This window comes from Pseudomonas sp. B22(2017) (assembly GCF_002113105.1).
In the GTDB taxonomy this organism is placed as follows: domain Bacteria; phylum Pseudomonadota; class Gammaproteobacteria; order Pseudomonadales; family Pseudomonadaceae; genus Aquipseudomonas; species Aquipseudomonas asiatica.
Map to the genome: position 1 here is coordinate 1 of NZ_NEJN01000011.1, position 17,402 is coordinate 17,402.

Here is a 17,402-nt window from a genome sequence, read left to right on the forward strand (position 1 = left end):
AACTCAGCAGTGAAACGATGCATCGCCGATGGTAGTGTGGGGTTTCCCCATGTGAGAGTAGGTCATCGTCAAGATTCATTTCGCAAAACCCCTATCTGCACATGCAGGTAGGGGTTTTGTCTTTGTGGTGCAAAAATTCCCGGGCATACAGCGGGTTCACCTGCGAACACCAGCAAGACCGGTGCCATCCACCGCGTCGCCTGCTTTGCGGCGAAAGCCCATAAGTGCGGCGGGGTCTTCAGGGTATGCTGCAGGATCCCCATCGCCCTGCCGGCGGGCCCTTTTCCTATGCAAGCCAACGGCCCATAGCTATCATGCCTGCCTTATTCCAAGTCGAGACTGGCATGCTGAAGTTGTTGAATCTCCTCAAGGATGGTCGGTTCCATTCCGGAGAAGCTCTGGGGTCGGCCCTCGGGGTAAGTCGCAGCGCCGTTTGGAAGCAGCTGCAGCACCTGGAGAGCGAACTGAACCTCACCATTCACAAGGTTCGTGGGCGCGGCTATCAGCTGGCGGCGCCACTGGCTTTGCTCGATGCACAGGCGATCTCCGAGTTTGCCGAAGGCGAGCATTGGCCCGTGTTCATCCACGAAACCATCGACTCGACCAATGCCGAAGGCTTGCGGCTCGCCGGGGAAGGGCAGATCGCTCCATTCCTGGTCCTGGCCGAGCGCCAGAGCGCCGGCCGTGGTCGGCGCGGTCGGCAGTGGGTCAGCCCGTTTGCCGAAAACCTCTATTACAGCCTGGTTCTCCGCGTGGATGGTGGCATGCGCCAGCTCGAGGGCTTGAGCCTGGTGGTTGGATTGGCGGTAATGCGTACCCTGCAGGCTTTTGGTGTAAGGGATGTGGGGCTCAAATGGCCCAACGATGTCCTCGTTCGCGGGCAAAAGATCACCGGTATCCTCCTGGAGTTAGTGGGCGACCCGGCAGATGTTTGTCATGTGGTGCTGGGTATTGGCATCAATGTGAACATGCAGACCAACGATCAGGTCGACCAGATGTGGACCTCGATGCGTCGCGAAATAGGTGCGGCAATAGACCGTAACCGGCTGGTAGCGTTGCTCAGTCAGCAGTTGCAGCACGAATTGGCACGGCATCGTCGCTATGGGTTTGCCGCATTCCAGGAAGAATGGGAGCAGGCGCACCTCTGGCAGGGGCGCAGTGTTTCTCTGGTTGCCGGTAGCACGCGTATTGATGGCGTGGTTCTTGGCGTCGACGGGCAGGGCGGCTTGCGCCTTGAGGTGGACGGGGTGGAGAAGAGCTTCAGTGGTGGTGAGCTCAGTTTGAGGTTGCGTGATGATTCTTGAGCTCGATTGCGGTAACAGCTTCATCAAATGGCGAGTAATCCATGTCGCTGATGCAGTGATTGAAAGCGGCGGTATCGTCGACTCCGATCAGGCGCTGGTGGCCGAAGTGGCTGCACTGGCTTCGGTGCGTCTCAGCGGTTGCCGCATTGTAAGTGTGCGCAGTGAGGACGAAACCGATGCGCTTTGCGCGCTGATTGCCCAGGCGTTTGCCGTGCAGGCACGGGTGGCGCACCCGGCCCGGGAAATGGCGGGTGTGCGCAATGGCTATGACGATTACCAGCGCCTGGGCATGGACCGTTGGTTGGCGGCGCTAGGAGCCTTTCACTTGGCCAGGGGCGCCTGCCTGGTCATTGATCTGGGGACCGCTGCAAAAGCGGATTTCGTGGCGGCGGATGGCGAGCATCTGGGTGGCTACATCTGCCCGGGGATGCCATTGATGCGTAGCCAGTTGCGTACGCACACCCGGCGTATCCGTTATGACGATGCTTCCGCCGAGCGGGCATTGGCCAGTCTGGCGCCGGGACGCTCGACGGTCGAGGCGGTCGAGCGCGGTTGCGTGTTGATGCTTCAGGGTTTTGCGCGTACCCAGCTCGAACAGGCGCGTGCATTGTGGGGGGAGGATTTCACGGTGTTCCTCACAGGTGGCGATGCGCCGCTGGTAAAGGAGGCCGTCCCCCAGGCGCGTGTCGTGCCTGACCTGGTTTTCGTAGGCCTGGCCATGGCCTGCCCATTGGATTGAGGTGCCTATGCGTTGGTTGTTTCTGCTGTTACTGGTGCTTAACGTCTTCTATTACGTGTGGCACCAGCAGGAAGCCCCGCTGAAGGTCAAGGAAGTCGCGCCCTTGTCGCTGTACAAGGGCAATCAGCAAGAAATCCGCCTGTTGCGCGAAACAGGGGTGTCGGCACCGCCCAAGCGGCGGGACGAATGCCTGGTGGTCGGTGGTGTGATGGGGCAGGGGCAGCTCGATGCGCTGCGTCAGCGTTTGGTGAGCTTGGATATTGCCACGCTGCCGGTGGTGGGGCAGCTGCCAGGGGCGGACGGTCGTTGGCTCAAGGTTGCCCCGGAAAGCGAGCGTTTGCTGGACCAAACCGTCCTTGCGACTCTTTCCAACGATTTCAAAGACTTAAAACACAAAATTATTTTCTGCCAGGGTATTGCAACTGGCGAATAGCTTGATAGAATGGCGCCCGCTTCACAGGGAAGACCACTCAGGTGGCAGAACTGGAAGCAGTGTCAAAGCAGCTAAGTTTCAGATTTGATTGAAAAAATTTGAAAAAACGCTTGACACTAGGACGGCAGACAAATAGAATGCCGGCCACATCTGGAGGGATTCCCGAGCGGTCAAAGGGGACGGACTGTAAATCCGTTGCGAGAGCTTCGAAGGTTCGAATCCTTCTCCCTCCACCAGTTTTAGCGAGAGCCGCAAGCTCCGCGGGTATAGTTTAGTGGTAGAACCTCAGCCTTCCAAGCTGATGATGCGGGTTCGATTCCCGCTACCCGCTCCAAGTTTGCTGGATTTTGCACAAAGTGTTTCGCTCTTGTAGCTCAGTTGGTAGAGCACACCCTTGGTAAGGGTGAGGTCAGCGGTTCAAGTCCGCTCAAGAGCTCCATATAAACAAGGCAGATATGAAAATATCTGCCTTTGTTTTATCAGCGCAAGACTATTTCTTCTGCGGAGGATTGTATCGATGGCTAAGGAAAAGTTTGATCGTTCCCTTCCCCACGTTAACGTCGGCACTATCGGCCACGTTGACCACGGTAAGACCACTCTGACCGCAGCTCTGACTCGCGTCTGCTCCGAAGTTTTCGGTTCGGCAGTCGTTGAGTTCGACAAGATCGACTCGGCTCCGGAAGAAAAAGCGCGCGGTATCACCATCAACACCGCTCACGTCGAGTACAACTCGAACATTCGTCACTACGCTCACGTTGACTGCCCAGGTCACGCTGACTACGTGAAGAACATGATCACCGGTGCTGCCCAGATGGACGGCGCGATCCTGGTTTGCTCGGCCGCCGATGGTCCGATGCCACAAACCCGTGAGCACATCCTGCTGTCCCGTCAGGTAGGTGTTCCTTACATCGTGGTCTTCCTGAACAAGGCTGACCTGGTAGACGACGCCGAGCTGCTGGAACTGGTCGAGATGGAAGTTCGCGACCTGCTGTCCACCTACGACTTCCCAGGCGACGATACCCCGATCATCATCGGTTCGGCTCGTATGGCCCTGGAAGGCAAAGACGACAACGAAATGGGTACTACCGCTGTCAAGAAGCTGGTAGAAACTCTGGATGCCTACATCCCTGAGCCAGTTCGTGCCGTTGACCAGCCGTTCCTGATGCCGATCGAAGACGTATTCTCGATCTCGGGTCGTGGTACCGTTGTTACCGGTCGTATCGAGCGTGGTATCGTCCGCGTTCAGGATCCGCTGGAAATCGTTGGTCTGCGTGACACCACCACCACCACCTGCACCGGTGTTGAGATGTTCCGCAAGCTGCTGGACGAAGGTCGTGCTGGCGAGAACTGCGGCGTTCTGCTGCGCGGTACCAAGCGTGACGACGTTGAGCGTGGCCAGGTTCTGGTCAAGCCAGGTTCGGTCAAGCCGCACACCAAGTTCACCGCAGAAGTCTACGTTCTGTCGAAGGAAGAAGGCGGTCGTCACACTCCGTTCTTCAAGGGCTACCGTCCTCAGTTCTACTTCCGTACCACTGACGTGACCGGTAACTGCGAACTGCCGGAAGGCGTTGAAATGGTAATGCCAGGTGACAACATTCAGATGACTGTCACCCTGATCAAGACCATCGCAATGGAAGACGGTCTGCGCTTCGCTATCCGTGAAGGCGGTCGTACCGTCGGCGCCGGCGTCGTAGCAAAAATTATTGAATAAGTAGTTGATTTACTTGATCAGGCCGGTATAATGGCCGGCCTGATACAGCGTTACAGGTCAGTAGCTCAATTGGCAGAGCGACGGTCTCCAAAACCGTAGGTTGGGGGTTCGATTCCCTCCTGACCTGCCATTTCACCTCGGTGTGATGGCTTTCTTCTCACAGGATCCTCCTCGATGACTCCCAAAACTGAAGCCCAAGAATCGCGTTTTGATCTGTTCAAGTGGCTGGCTGTAGTGGCTTTGGTGGTTGTCGGTGTAGTGGGTAACCAGTATTACTCCGCCTCCCCGATCCTGTATCGCGTCCTTGCACTTCTCGTCCTGGCTGCTGTCGCGGGCTTTGTAGCTCTGCAGACTGCGAAGGGTAAGTCGTTCTTTGCGCTGGCGAAGGAAGCTCGTACCGAGATTCGTAAAGTCGTGTGGCCGACCCGCCAGGAAACCACCCAGACCACGCTGATTGTCGTGGCTGTCGTGCTGGTTATGGCACTGCTGCTGTGGGGTCTTGATTCCCTGCTCGGCTGGGCGGTCTCCTTGATCGTTGGCTAAAGGTGTCCCGTGGCTAAGCGTTGGTATGTTGTGCATGCTTACTCGGGTTACGAGAAGCATGTAATGCGCTCCCTGATCGAGCGCGTCAAGCTGGCTGGCATGGAAGACGGTTTCGGCGAGATCTTGGTCCCGACCGAAGAAGTCGTCGAAATGCGCAATGGCCAGAAGCGCAAGAGCGAGCGTAAATTCTTCCCTGGCTATGTACTGGTCCAGATGGAGATGAATGAAGGGACTTGGCACTTGGTCAAGGACACCCCTCGTGTGATGGGCTTTATTGGCGGCACCGCAGACAAGCCTGCGCCGATCACCGATAAAGAAGCAGAGGCTATCCTGCGTCGCGTTGCCGACGGTAGCGACAAGCCGAAGCCGAAGACGCTGTTCGAGCCGGGTGAAGTGGTTCGAGTCATTGACGGTCCGTTCGCTGACTTCAATGGTAGTGTCGAAGAGGTTAACTACGAAAAGAGTCGCCTGCAGGTAGCGGTGCTCATTTTCGGTCGCTCTACTCCGGTGGAGCTCGAGTTCAGCCAGGTCGAAAAGGTCTAGGCGGACGAAGCATCCCATACCCCGCAGCCCTGTGTGCTGCGGGGTTTTGTCGTCACTGGGATAAAACGCAAGTCATCCGGGGAGCCAACAGGCGTTCGTACCCGATTTTGGAGTAGCTCATGGCTAAGAAGATTCAGGCTTACATCAAGCTGCAAGTTAAGGCCGGCCAGGCCAACCCAAGCCCACCCGTTGGTCCAGCACTGGGTCAACACGGTGTGAACATCATGGAATTCTGCAAGGCCTTCAACGCCCGTACCCAGGGTCAAGAAGCCGGCCTGCCGACTCCTGTGATCATCACTGTCTACAGCGACCGTAGCTTCACCTTCGAGACCAAGAGCACCCCTGCCTCGGTTCTGCTGAAGAAAGCTGCTGGCCTGACCAGTGGTTCGGCTCGCCCGAACACCGTTAAAGTCGGTACCGTTACCCGTGCTCAGCTGGAAGACATCGCCAAAGCTAAACAGGCTGATCTGACTGCCGCTGACCTGGACGCTGCTGTACGCACCATCGCTGGCTCTGCCCGCAGCATGGGCCTGAACGTGGAGGGTGTGTAATGGCTAAGCTGACCAAACGCCAAAAGGCAATCGCCGAGAAAATCGAAGCAGGCAAGGCCTACAACTTCGAAGAAGCGGCCACTCTGCTGGCTTCGCTGCCGGCTGCCAAGTTCGTAGAGTCCTACGACATCGCCGTTAACCTTGGTGTTGACCCGCGTAAATCTGACCAGGTCGTACGTAGCGCTACCGTGCTGCCACACGGCACTGGCAAGACCGTTCGCGTTGCTGTCTTCACCCAGGGTCCAGCTGCTGAAGCCGCTCTGGCTGCCGGCGCTGACCGCGTAGGTATGGACGATCTGGCTGCCGAAATGAAAGGCGGCGACCTGAACTATGACGTCGTCATCGCATCGCCTGATGCCATGCGCGTTGTAGGTCAACTGGGTCAGGTTCTGGGTCCTCGCGGCCTGATGCCTAACCCGAAAGTTGGTACCGTGACCCCAGACGTAGCCGGCGCTGTCAAGAACGCCAAGGCTGGTCAGGTTCGCTACCGTACCGACAAGAACGGTATCATCCACACCTCCGTTGGCAAGGTCGGCTTCGAAGCCGGCAAGCTGAAGGAAAACGTTGAAGCCCTGATCGCTGATCTGAAGCGTATCAAGCCAGCTTCCTCGAAAGGTATCTACGTCAAGCGCGTTACCCTGAGCACCACCATGGGCCCAGGTCTGGTCATCGATCAGAGCTCGCTGAACGTGTAAGAACATGGTGGCGCGACCTGTCGCGCCACCAGCAAAAATTGGGGTCCCTGCCTGGCGGGGGCTATCCAAGACCGTAGGCGGCGCAAGCCTTAAAATACCAGCCCACGCAGATGGTGCTCCCGATTCGTTACCGAATCAGACACCAAAACGACATCCGGCTTCGGCCAGATGAAACGGTAAAAACCAGGAGTAAACCCGTGGCAATTAAACTCGAAGACAAGAAGGCCATCGTCGCTGAAGTCAACGAGGCTGCCAAAGTCGCTCTGTCCGCTGTCGTGGCTGATGCCCGTGGTGTGACTGTAGGCGCAATGACCGGACTCCGTAAAGAGGCCCGCGAAGCTGGCGTATACGTACGTGTCGTACGTAACACCCTGCTGAAGCGCGCTGTTGAAGGCACCGAATTCTCGATCCTCAACGACGCGTTCAAAGGCCCGACCCTGATTGCTTTCTCCAACGAACACCCGGGCGCTGCTGCTCGTCTGTTCAAAGAGTTCGCCAAGGGTCAGGACAAGTTCGAGATCAAGGCAGCTGCGTTCGACGGCAAGTTCCTTGCCGCTAACCAGATCGACGTGCTGGCAACCCTGCCAACTCGCGACGAGGCTATCGCACAGCTGATGAGCGTAATCCAAGGTGCAACCAGCAAGCTGGCTCGTACCCTGGCAGCTCTGCGCGACCAGAAAGAAGCTGCTGCTGCCTAAGGCACGCGCAACTCTTTCAAAATCATACGTTTAATTTGATGGCTGCGTAGGCTGTCACCCCAATACAGGATTTAAGTCATGTCTCTGACTAACGAACAAATCATCGAAGCGATCGGCCAGAAAACTGTTCTGGAAATTGTTGAACTGATCAAAGCGATGGAAGAAACCTTCGGCGTTACCGCTGCTGCCGCTGTTGCTGCTGGCCCAGCTGCTGGCGCTGCTGCCGCTGTTGAAGAGCAGACCGAGTTCAACGTCGTTCTGACCGAAGCTGGCGACAAGAAAGTAAACGTGATCAAGGCCGTTCGTGAACTGACCGGTCTGGGCCTGAAAGAAGCCAAAGAGAAAGTCGACGGCGCTCCTCAGGTTATCGCTGAAGGCGTTTCGAAAGAAGCCGCTGAAGACGCGAAGAAGAAGCTGGAAGAAGCTGGCGCTAAAGTCGAGCTGAAGTAATCTCGACCTTGCGACTCCAGTCCGAGCGTTGAGCGAAGGGCTGATGGCTGGTGGCTTATGCCACCGGCCTTTTTCCGTTATTGGTGGCCGGTCAGGCCGGCCCCGATAACAAGCTGCAAGACACCCATGTGGGTGGCGCAAACCAAGAGGTTTGCACGATTTTCTGGCTGCTCCCGCCGGGAGAAGCCAAACAAGCAGGTGACCAAGCTGGGGAACGCTGATGGCTTACTCATACACTGAGAAAAAACGTATCCGCAAGGACTTTAGCAAGTTGCCGGACGTCATGGATGTGCCTTACCTCCTGGCCATCCAGCTGGATTCGTATCGCGAATTCCTGCAAGCGGGAGCATCCAAGGATCAGTTCCGCGACGTCGGCCTGCACGCGGCCTTCAAATCGGTATTCCCGATCATCAGCTACTCCGGCAATGCTGCCCTGGAGTACGTAGGCTATCGCCTGGGCGAACCCGCCTTCGATGTGAAGGAATGTGTCCTGCGTGGCGTGACCTTCGCGGTCCCACTGCGGGTCAAGGTGCGCCTGATCATCTTCGACAAGGAATCGTCGAACAAAGCGATCAAGGACATCAAAGAGCAAGAAGTCTACATGGGTGAAATCCCCCTGATGACTGAGAACGGTACCTTCGTTATCAACGGTACCGAGCGTGTGATCGTTTCCCAGCTGCACCGTTCGCCTGGTGTGTTCTTCGACCACGACCGTGGCAAGACTCACAGCTCCGGCAAGCTGCTGTACTCCGCTCGCATCATCCCTTACCGCGGCTCCTGGCTGGACTTCGAGTTCGACCCGAAGGACTGCGTGTTCGTGCGTATCGACCGTCGCCGCAAACTGCCGGCCTCGGTGCTGCTGCGTGCCCTGGGTTACAGCACTGAAGAAGTGCTGAACACCTTCTACACCACCAACGTGTTCCACATTTCCGGCGAGAAACTCAGCCTGGAACTGGTACCGCAGCGTCTGCGTGGTGAGGTTGCAGTCATGGATATCCATGACGAAACCGGCAAAGTCATCGTCGAGCAGGGCCGCCGTATTACTGCGCGCCACATCAACCAGCTCGAGAAGGCCGGCGTCAAGCAGCTGGACGTTCCAATGGAATACGTCCTGGGCCGCACTACTGCCAAGGCTATTGTGCATCCGGCTACCGGCGAGATCCTGGCTGAATGCAACACCGAGATGACCACTGAACTGCTGATCAAGGTCGCCAAGGCTCAGGTCGTCCGTATCGAGACCCTGTACACCAACGACATCGATTGCGGTCCGTTCATCTCCGACACCCTGAAGATCGACACCACCAGCAACCAGCTGGAAGCCCTGGTCGAGATCTACCGCATGATGCGTCCTGGCGAGCCGCCAACCAAGGATGCTGCCGAGACCCTGTTCAACAACTTGTTCTTCAGCGCCGAGCGTTACGACCTGTCCGCCGTTGGCCGCATGAAGTTCAACCGTCGGATCGGTCGTACCGAGATCGAAGGTTCGGGCGTGCTGAGCAAGGAAGATATCGTCGAGGTTCTGAAGACCCTGGTCGACATCCGTAACGGCAAAGGCATCGTCGACGACATCGACCACCTGGGTAACCGTCGTGTACGTTGCGTCGGTGAGATGGCCGAGAACCAGTTCCGCGTTGGCCTGGTGCGTGTCGAGCGCGCGGTCAAGGAACGCCTGTCGATGGCGGAAAGCGAAGGCCTGATGCCGCAAGACCTGATCAACGCCAAGCCGGTTGCGGCAGCGGTGAAAGAGTTCTTCGGTTCCAGCCAGCTGTCCCAGTTCATGGACCAGAACAACCCGCTCTCCGAGATCACCCACAAGCGCCGCGTCTCCGCACTCGGCCCAGGCGGTCTGACCCGTGAGCGTGCCGGCTTCGAAGTCCGTGACGTACACCCGACCCACTACGGCCGTGTGTGCCCGATCGAGACCCCTGAAGGTCCGAACATCGGTCTGATCAACTCCCTGGCAGCCTATGCCCGCACCAACCAGTACGGCTTCCTGGAAAGCCCGTACCGCGTAGTGAAGGAAGGCGTGGTCAGTGACGACATCGTGTTCCTGTCGGCCATTGAAGAGGCGGATCACGTCATCGCCCAGGCTTCGGCCGCGATGAACGAGAAGAAGCAGCTGATCGATGAGCTGGTAGCTGTTCGTCACCTGAACGAATTCACCGTCAAGGCGCCGGAAGACGTCACCCTGATGGACGTTTCGCCGAAGCAGGTTGTTTCCGTCGCTGCGTCGCTGATTCCGTTCCTCGAGCATGACGACGCCAACCGTGCATTGATGGGTTCGAACATGCAGCGTCAGGCTGTACCGACCCTGCGCGCCGACAAGCCGCTGGTAGGTACCGGCATGGAGCGCAACGTTGCCCGTGACTCCGGTGTCTGCGTGGTTGCTCGTCGCGGTGGCGTGATCGACTCGGTCGACGCCAGCCGTATCGTTGTTCGCGTTGCCGACGACGAAGTGGAAACCGGCGAAGCAGGTGTGGATATCTACAACCTGACTAAGTACACCCGTTCGAACCAGAACACCTGCATCAACCAGCGTCCGCTGGTGAGCAAGGGTGACAAGGTTCAGCGTGGCGACATCATGGCCGACGGCCCGTCCACCGACATGGGTGAACTGGCACTGGGTCAGAACATGCGCATCGCGTTCATGGCGTGGAACGGCTTCAACTTCGAAGACTCCATCTGCCTGTCCGAGCGTGTGGTTCAGGAAGACCGCTTCACCACCATCCACATCCAGGAACTGACCTGTGTGGCGCGTGACACCAAGCTTGGCCCAGAGGAAATCACTGCGGACATCCCGAACGTGGGTGAAGCCGCACTGAACAAGCTGGACGAAGCCGGTATCGTCTACGTGGGTGCCGAAGTCGGCGCTGGCGACATCCTGGTCGGCAAGGTAACGCCAAAAGGCGAAACCCAGCTGACTCCGGAAGAAAAACTGCTGCGCGCAATCTTCGGTGAGAAGGCCAGCGACGTTAAGGACACCTCCCTGCGCGTGCCAACCGGCACCAAGGGTACCGTCATCGACGTACAGGTCTTCACCCGTGATGGCGTCGAGCGCGACAGCCGCGCTCTGGCCATCGAGAAGATGCAGCTGGACGAGATCCGCAAGGACCTCAACGAAGAGTTCCGCATCGTCGAAGGTGCAACCTTCGAGCGTCTGCGTTCTGCTCTGAACGGCCAGGTGGTCGACGGTGGCGCGGGCCTGAAGAAAGGCACCGTGATCACTGACGAAGTGCTGGATGGTCTGGAGCACGGGCAGTGGTTCAAACTGCGCATGGCCGAAGATGCACTGAACGAGCAGCTGGAAAAGGCTCAGCAGTACATCGTCGATCGTCGCCGTCTGCTGGACGACAAGTTCGAAGACAAGAAGCGCAAGCTGCAGCAGGGTGATGACCTGGCACCGGGCGTACTGAAGATCGTCAAGGTTTACCTGGCAATCCGCCGTCGCATCCAGCCGGGTGACAAGATGGCCGGTCGTCACGGTAACAAGGGTGTCGTCTCGGTAATCATGCCGGTCGAAGACATGCCGCACGACGCCAACGGTACTCCGGTCGATGTCGTACTGAACCCGCTGGGTGTACCTTCGCGTATGAACGTCGGTCAGATCCTCGAAACCCACCTGGGCCTGGCGGCCAAAGGTCTGGGCGAGAAGATCGACCGCATGATCGAAGAGCAGCGCAAGGCCGCTGAACTGCGCGTGTTCCTGACCGAGGTCTACAACGAGATCGGCGGTCGTCAGGAAAACCTGGACGAGTTCACCGACGAAGAGATCCTGGCCCTGGCCCACAACCTGAAGAAGGGAGTGCCAATGGCTACCCCGGTCTTCGACGGTGCCAAGGAGCGCGAGATCAAGGCCATGCTGAAGCTGGCCGACCTGCCAGAGAGCGGCCAGATGGTGCTGTTCGATGGCCGTACCGGCAACAAGTTCGAGCGTCCTGTGACCGTTGGTTACATGTACATGCTCAAGCTGAACCACTTGGTGGACGACAAGATGCACGCGCGTTCCACTGGTTCCTACAGCCTGGTTACCCAGCAGCCGCTGGGTGGTAAGGCGCAGTTCGGTGGTCAGCGTTTCGGGGAGATGGAAGTGTGGGCGCTGGAAGCATACGGCGCCGCATACACCCTGCAAGAAATGCTCACAGTGAAGTCGGACGACGTGAACGGCCGTACCAAGATGTACAAGAACATCGTGGATGGCGATCACCGTATGGAGCCGGGCATGCCCGAGTCCTTCAACGTGTTGATCAAAGAGATCCGTTCGCTCGGTATCGATATCGATCTGGAAACCGAATAACACGTGACGCGAAGGGGAGTGGGGCAGGTAATGCCCGCTCCCTGCTCCGCCAGGAGGAAAGGCCTTGAAAGACCTACTGAATTTGCTGAAAAACCAGGGTCAAGTCGAAGAGTTCGACGCCATCCGCATCGGTCTGGCGTCGCCTGAAATGATCCGTTCGTGGTCGTTCGGTGAAGTTAAGAAGCCGGAAACCATCAACTACCGTACGTTCAAGCCTGAGCGTGACGGCCTGTTCTGCGCCAAGATCTTTGGCCCAGTCAAGGACTACGAGTGCCTGTGCGGTAAGTACAAGCGCCTCAAGCACCGCGGCGTGATCTGCGAGAAGTGCGGCGTTGAAGTCGCCCTGGCAAAAGTTCGTCGTGAGCGCATGGCGCACATCGAACTGGCCTCGCCGGTTGCCCACATCTGGTTCCTGAAGTCGCTGCCGTCCCGTATCGGCCTGCTGATGGACATGACCCTGCGTGACATCGAGCGCGTGCTCTACTTCGAGAGCTACGTCGTTATCGACCCGGGCATGACCACCCTGGAAAAAGGCCAACTGCTGAACGACGAGCAGTACTTCGAAGCGCTGGAAGAGTTCGGTGATGACTTCGACGCCCGCATGGGTGCCGAGGCTGTCCGCGAGCTGCTGCACGCTATCGACCTGGAGCACGAGATCGGCCGCCTGCGCGAAGAGATTCCGCAGACCAACTCGGAAACCAAGATCAAGAAGCTGTCCAAGCGCCTGAAGCTGATGGAAGCGTTCCAGGGTTCGGGCAACCTGCCTGAGTGGATGGTCCTGACCGTCCTGCCAGTGCTGCCGCCGGACCTGCGTCCGCTGGTACCGCTGGATGGCGGCCGCTTCGCGACCTCCGACCTGAACGACCTGTATCGTCGGGTGATCAACCGTAACAACCGTCTGAAGCGCCTGCTGGATCTGTCGGCGCCGGACATCATCGTGCGCAACGAAAAGCGCATGCTGCAGGAGGCGGTCGACGCCCTGCTGGACAACGGCCGTCGCGGTCGCGCCATCACTGGCTCGAACAAGCGTCCGCTGAAGTCCCTGGCCGACATGATCAAAGGTAAGCAAGGTCGCTTCCGTCAGAACCTGCTCGGTAAGCGTGTGGACTACTCCGGCCGTTCGGTAATTACCGTAGGCCCGACCCTGCGTCTGCACCAGTGCGGTCTGCCGAAGAAGATGGCTCTCGAGCTGTTCAAGCCGTTCATTTTCGGCAAGCTGGAAATGCGTGGTCTGGCGACCACCATCAAGGCTGCCAAGAAGATGGTCGAGCGTGAGCTGCCAGAGGTGTGGGACGTGCTCGCCGAGGTGATCCGCGAACACCCCGTGCTGCTCAACCGCGCACCGACCCTGCACCGTCTGGGTATCCAGGCATTTGAACCGGTTCTGATCGAAGGCAAGGCTATTCAGCTGCACCCGCTGGTCTGTGCCGCGTACAACGCCGACTTCGACGGTGACCAGATGGCCGTTCACGTGCCGCTGACCCTGGAAGCCCAGCTCGAAGCGCGCGCGCTGATGATGTCGACCAACAACATCCTGTCGCCAGCCAACGGTGAGCCAATCATCGTTCCGTCGCAGGACGTGGTACTGGGTCTGTACTACATGACCCGTGAAGCCATCAACGCCAAGGGCGAAGGTCGCGTGTTCGCCGACCTGCAGGAAGTCGACCGCGTATTCCGCGCCGGCGAGGCTGCCCTGCACGCGAAAATCAAGGTTCGTATCAACGAAACCGTGAAAGAGCGTGACGGCTCCGTGGTCAAGAACACCCGCATCGTCGACACCACCGTCGGCCGTGCGCTGCTGTTCCAGGTCGTACCGGCAGGCCTGCCTTACGACGTGGTCAACCAGCCGATGAAGAAAAAGGCGATCTCCAAGCTGATCAACCAGTGCTACCGCGTGGTTGGTCTGAAAGAGACCGTTATCTTCGCTGACCAGCTGATGTACACCGGTTTCGCTTACTCGACCATTTCCGGCGTTTCGATCGGTGTTAACGACTTCGTTATCCCGGACGAGAAAGCACGCATCATCGGTACCGCTACCGACGAAGTGAAGGAAATCGAGAGCCAGTACGCCTCCGGTCTGGTAACCCAGGGCGAGAAGTACAACAAGGTCATCGACCTGTGGTCGAAGGCGAACGACGAAGTGTCCAAGGCGATGATGGCCAACCTCTCGAAAGAGAAGGTCATCGATCGCGAAGGCAAGGAAGTCGAGCAAGAGTCCTTCAACTCGATGTACATGATGGCTGACTCCGGTGCGCGGGGTTCCGCAGCCCAGATCCGTCAGCTGGCCGGTATGCGTGGCCTGATGGCCAAGCCGGACGGCTCCATCATCGAGACGCCGATCACTGCGAACTTCCGTGAAGGTCTGAGCGTTCTGCAGTACTTCATTTCGACCCACGGTGCTCGTAAGGGTCTGGCGGATACCGCACTGAAGACCGCCAACTCCGGTTACCTGACTCGTCGTCTGGTAGACGTTGCCCAGGATCTGGTTGTTACCGAGATCGACTGCGGCACCGACCAGGGCCTGCTGATGACCCCGCACATCGAAGGCGGCGACGTTGTAGAGCCGCTGGGTGAGCGTGTGCTGGGTCGTGTCATCGCCCGTGACGTGTTCAAGCCAGGCACCGAGGACGTCATCGTTCCTGCCGGTACCCTGGTCGACGAGAAGTGGGTCGAATTCATCGAGCTGAACAGCATCGACGAAGTGGTCGTGCGTTCGCCGATCAACTGCGAAACCCGCTATGGCATCTGCGCCAAGTGCTACGGTCGTGACCTGGCTCGCGGTCACCAGGTGAACATCGGTGAAGCTGTCGGCGTTATCGCTGCGCAGTCGATCGGTGAGCCGGGTACCCAGCTGACCATGCGTACGTTCCACATCGGTGGTGCTGCAAGCCGTACCTCGGCTGCCGACAGCGTCCAAGTGAAGAACGGCGGTATGGTGCGTCTGCACAACCTGAAGCAGGTAGAACGTGCCGATGGCAACCTGGTTGCCGTATCGCGTTCGGGCGAGTTGGCCATTGCCGACGAGTTCGGTCGTGAGCGTGAGCGCTACAAGCTGCCTTATGGTGCGGTAATTTCGGTCAAGGAAGGTGAAAAGGTCGAAGCTGGCGCCATCGTCGCCAAGTGGGACCCGCACACCCACCCGATCGTTACCGAACTGAAAGGTACCGTGACCTTCGTTGGCATGGAAGAAGGCATCACCATCAAGCGTCAGACTGACGAATTGACGGGTTTGACCAACATTGAAGTACTGGACGTCAAGGATCGCCCTGCCGCTGGCAAGGAAATCCGTCCTGCTATCAAGATGGTCGACGCTTCTGGCAAGGATCTGTACCTGCCAGGTACCGACGTACCTGCCCAGTACTTCCTGCCGGCCAACGCCCTCGTCGGCGTGGCTGACGGTGCCCAGATCGGTGTTGGTGACGTTATCGCGCGTATCCCGCAAGAAACGTCGAAGACCCGTGACATCACCGGTGGTCTGCCGCGCGTTGCCGACCTGTTCGAAGCGCGCCGTCCGAAAGAGGCCTCGATTCTGGCTGAAGTCAGCGGCACCATCGCGTTCGGCAAGGAGACCAAGGGCAAGCGTCGTCTGGTCATCACCCCGACCGACGGTAGCGATCCGTACGAAGAGCTGATTCCGAAGTGGCGCCACCTGAACGTCTTCGAAGGCGAACAGGTAAACCGCGGCGAAGTTATCTCCGACGGCCCGAGCGATCCGCACGACATCCTGCGTCTGCTGGGTGTGAGCGCGCTGGCGAAGTACATCGTCAACGAGATCCAGGACGTTTACCGTCTGCAAGGCGTTAAGATCAACGACAAGCACATCGAGACCATCCTGCGTCAGATGCTGCGCAAGGTCGAGATCACCGAGTCGGGTGACTCCAGCTTCATCAAGGGCGACCAGATGGAACTGACCCAGGTACTGGTAGAGAACGAGCGTCTCGCCAGCGAGGACAAGTTCATCTCCAAGTTCTCCCGCGTGCTGCTGGGTATCACCAAGGCCTCGCTGTCGACCGAGTCGTTCATCTCCGCGGCTTCCTTCCAGGAAACCACCCGCGTACTGACCGAAGCGGCGGTAACCGGCAAGCGCGACTACCTGCGCGGCCTGAAAGAGAACGTGGTCGTGGGTCGTCTGATTCCGGCCGGTACTGGTCTGGCCTACCACAGCGAGCGTAAGCGTCGCCGTGATGCCGACAAGCCGCTGCGTGTGAGCGCCAGTGAGGTGGAAGCCGCACTGACCGAAGCGCTGAACTCCAGCGGTAACTAAGTACAGGGCAGGGCCCCGGCAAGCCCCGAGCGATCAGCGGCGACATGAAATGTTGCCGATGATCGGGCGGGGAGGGCCGGGGCCTCGTCTTGACTGGGTGCAAGATCCTCTTTAGACTTTTGTACCCTTAAATTTGGTGAGGCTCCGTCTCGCCAATTTTTGGCTTTCTTGCAAGACAATAGCGTCGCAAGACAATCAGTGGAGCTAGTAGATGGCAACTATCAACCAGCTGGTACGTCAGCCGCGTAAGCGTACCGTCGAGAAATCCGACGTACCTGCGCTGCAGAACTGCCCGCAGCGTCGTGGCGTGTGCACCCGCGTGTACACCACCACGCCGAAAAAACCTAACTCGGCACTGCGTAAAGTATGCCGTGTCCGTCTGACCAACGGTTTCGAGGTTTCCTCGTACATCGGTGGTGAAGGCCACAACCTGCAAGAGCACAGCGTCGTCCTGATCCGTGGCGGCCGTGTAAAAGACTTGCCAGGTGTTCGTTACCACACCGTTCGCGGCTCTCTGGATACTTCGGGCGTTAAAGGCCGTAACCAGGGTCGTTCGAAGTACGGTACCAAGCGTCCGAAGTAATCGGCCGTTTGCAGACATCCATTTATTTGAGTCGATAAGAGTAAGGTCGGGCAGGGGTCGAAAGACCTGGTTCCGGGCTAACCTGAAGACCGTTTGAGGGCTTATCATGCCAAGACGTCGTGTAGCAGCAAAACGTGAGATCCTTGACGATCCGAAGTACGGATCCCAGATTCTCGCCAAGTTCATGAACCACGTGATGGAAAGCGGCAAGAAGGCCGTAGCCGAGCGCATCGTTTACGGTGCCCTGGATACCGTCAAAGCACGCAAGAACAGCGACCCCCTGGAAATCTTCGAGAAAGCTCTCGACGCCATCGCTCCGCTGGTCGAAGTTAAGTCCCGCCGTGTTGGCGGTGCCACTTACCAGGTTCCGGTTGAAGTTCGTCCGTCCCGTCGTAACGCTCTGGCAATGCGCTGGCTCGTAGACTACGCCCGCAAGCGCGGCGAGAAGTCGATGGCCCTGCGCCTGGCCGGCGAACTGCTGGATGCTGCTGAAGGCAAGGGTGCTGCAGTCAAGAAGCGTGAAGACGTGCACCGTATGGCCGAGGCCAACAAAGCGTTCTCGCACTACCGCTTCTAATTCAAGCATCAATCATT

General features: G+C 58.3%; 14 protein-coding genes and 4 tRNA genes. All 18 read left to right on the top strand.

Translation table 11 applies throughout. The features are described 5' to 3' along the window. Positions 1-344: 344 nt before the first annotated feature. The 18 genes from birA to rpsG all read left to right on the top strand — a co-directional run bounded on the left by birA (position 345) and on the right by rpsG (position 17,385). The gene (birA, locus tag CAG18_RS19995; protein ID WP_085721411.1) at positions 345-1,304 is read left to right on the top strand and encodes a bifunctional biotin--[acetyl-CoA-carboxylase] ligase/biotin operon repressor BirA; all 960 of its coding nucleotides are present in this window, start codon (positions 345-347) and stop codon (positions 1,302-1,304) included. Continuing rightward, complete coding sequence (locus CAG18_RS20000; protein ID WP_085721412.1) at positions 1,294-2,043, top strand: pantothenate kinase; 750 nt, start codon at positions 1,294-1,296, stop codon at positions 2,041-2,043. The genes birA and CAG18_RS20000 overlap by 11 nt, the downstream gene beginning before the upstream one ends. A 7-nt stretch (positions 2,044-2,050) precedes the next feature. Beyond that, entirely contained in the window at positions 2,051-2,476 is a 426-nt protein-coding gene (locus CAG18_RS20005; protein WP_023662661.1) for a hypothetical protein, read from the top strand. Between the two features lie 152 nt (positions 2,477-2,628). After that, positions 2,629-2,712: transfer RNA gene (locus CAG18_RS20010), tRNA-Tyr, on the top strand. Between the two features lie 24 nt (positions 2,713-2,736). Next, positions 2,737-2,810: transfer RNA gene (locus CAG18_RS20015), tRNA-Gly, on the top strand. A 29-nt stretch (positions 2,811-2,839) separates the two neighbouring features. Further along, positions 2,840-2,915 (top strand) — tRNA-Thr (locus tag CAG18_RS20020). Between the two features lie 78 nt (positions 2,916-2,993). Then, entirely contained in the window at positions 2,994-4,187 is a 1,194-nt protein-coding gene (tuf, locus tag CAG18_RS20025) for an elongation factor Tu (protein ID WP_013970626.1), read from the top strand. 54 nt (positions 4,188-4,241) lie between these two features. Further along, positions 4,242-4,317 (top strand) — tRNA-Trp (locus CAG18_RS20030). A 44-nt stretch (positions 4,318-4,361) separates the two neighbouring features. Beyond that, positions 4,362-4,730 (top strand): preprotein translocase subunit SecE, encoded by a 369-nt coding sequence (gene secE / locus CAG18_RS20035; RefSeq protein WP_003257081.1) that lies wholly within the window; start codon positions 4,362-4,364, stop codon positions 4,728-4,730. A gap of 9 nt (positions 4,731-4,739) precedes the next feature. After that, a complete protein-coding gene (gene nusG / locus CAG18_RS20040; protein WP_003255501.1) occupies positions 4,740-5,273 on the top strand; it encodes a transcription termination/antitermination protein NusG in 534 nt (177 codons plus the stop codon). Between the two features lie 119 nt (positions 5,274-5,392). Further along, positions 5,393-5,824 (top strand): 50S ribosomal protein L11, encoded by a 432-nt coding sequence (gene rplK, locus CAG18_RS20045; RefSeq protein ID WP_003255500.1) that lies wholly within the window; start codon positions 5,393-5,395, stop codon positions 5,822-5,824. Further along, entirely contained in the window at positions 5,824-6,519 is a 696-nt protein-coding gene (gene rplA / locus CAG18_RS20050; RefSeq protein ID WP_013970629.1) for a 50S ribosomal protein L1, read from the top strand. The genes rplK and rplA overlap by 1 nt, the downstream gene beginning before the upstream one ends. A 197-nt stretch (positions 6,520-6,716) precedes the next feature. Continuing rightward, on the top strand, positions 6,717-7,217 hold the full coding sequence (gene rplJ / locus CAG18_RS20055) for a 50S ribosomal protein L10 (RefSeq protein WP_003257082.1): 501 nt from the start codon (positions 6,717-6,719) through the stop codon (positions 7,215-7,217). A gap of 78 nt (positions 7,218-7,295) precedes the next feature. Continuing rightward, complete coding sequence (gene rplL, locus CAG18_RS20060; protein ID WP_013970630.1) at positions 7,296-7,667, top strand: 50S ribosomal protein L7/L12; 372 nt, start codon at positions 7,296-7,298, stop codon at positions 7,665-7,667. A gap of 220 nt (positions 7,668-7,887) precedes the next feature. Beyond that, positions 7,888-11,961, top strand: coding sequence for a DNA-directed RNA polymerase subunit beta (gene rpoB / locus CAG18_RS20065; RefSeq protein ID WP_013970631.1), 4,074 nt, complete (start codon positions 7,888-7,890; stop codon positions 11,959-11,961). A 64-nt stretch (positions 11,962-12,025) separates the two neighbouring features. Beyond that, complete coding sequence (gene rpoC / locus CAG18_RS20070) at positions 12,026-16,225, top strand: DNA-directed RNA polymerase subunit beta' (RefSeq protein ID WP_013970632.1); 4,200 nt, start codon at positions 12,026-12,028, stop codon at positions 16,223-16,225. Between the two features lie 211 nt (positions 16,226-16,436). Next, on the top strand, positions 16,437-16,808 hold the full coding sequence (gene rpsL, locus CAG18_RS20075; protein WP_003257088.1) for a 30S ribosomal protein S12: 372 nt from the start codon (positions 16,437-16,439) through the stop codon (positions 16,806-16,808). A gap of 106 nt (positions 16,809-16,914) precedes the next feature. Beyond that, positions 16,915-17,385 (top strand): 30S ribosomal protein S7, encoded by a 471-nt coding sequence (gene rpsG, locus CAG18_RS20080; RefSeq protein WP_003246741.1) that lies wholly within the window; start codon positions 16,915-16,917, stop codon positions 17,383-17,385. Positions 17,386-17,402 lie beyond the last annotated feature (17 nt).

What these genes read in the sequence shown, in the direction of transcription:
- secE (WP_003257081.1), top strand. Translation starts at nt 4,362, where the DNA reads ATGACTCCCAAAACTGAAGCCCAAGAATCGCGTTTTGATCTGTTCAAG.
- CAG18_RS20000 (WP_085721412.1), top strand. Translation starts at nt 1,294, where the DNA reads ATGATTCTTGAGCTCGATTGCGGTAACAGCTTCATCAAATGGCGAGTA.
- rpsG (WP_003246741.1), top strand. Translation starts at nt 16,915, where the DNA reads ATGCCAAGACGTCGTGTAGCAGCAAAACGTGAGATCCTTGACGATCCG.
- rpsL (WP_003257088.1), top strand. Translation starts at nt 16,437, where the DNA reads ATGGCAACTATCAACCAGCTGGTACGTCAGCCGCGTAAGCGTACCGTC.
- rplL (WP_013970630.1), top strand. Translation starts at nt 7,296, where the DNA reads ATGTCTCTGACTAACGAACAAATCATCGAAGCGATCGGCCAGAAAACT.
- birA (WP_085721411.1), top strand. Translation starts at nt 345, where the DNA reads ATGCTGAAGTTGTTGAATCTCCTCAAGGATGGTCGGTTCCATTCCGGA.
- tuf (WP_013970626.1), top strand. Translation starts at nt 2,994, where the DNA reads ATGGCTAAGGAAAAGTTTGATCGTTCCCTTCCCCACGTTAACGTCGGC.
- rpoB (WP_013970631.1), top strand. Translation starts at nt 7,888, where the DNA reads ATGGCTTACTCATACACTGAGAAAAAACGTATCCGCAAGGACTTTAGC.
- CAG18_RS20005 (WP_023662661.1), top strand. Translation starts at nt 2,051, where the DNA reads ATGCGTTGGTTGTTTCTGCTGTTACTGGTGCTTAACGTCTTCTATTAC.
- rplK (WP_003255500.1), top strand. Translation starts at nt 5,393, where the DNA reads ATGGCTAAGAAGATTCAGGCTTACATCAAGCTGCAAGTTAAGGCCGGC.
- rplA (WP_013970629.1), top strand. Translation starts at nt 5,824, where the DNA reads ATGGCTAAGCTGACCAAACGCCAAAAGGCAATCGCCGAGAAAATCGAA.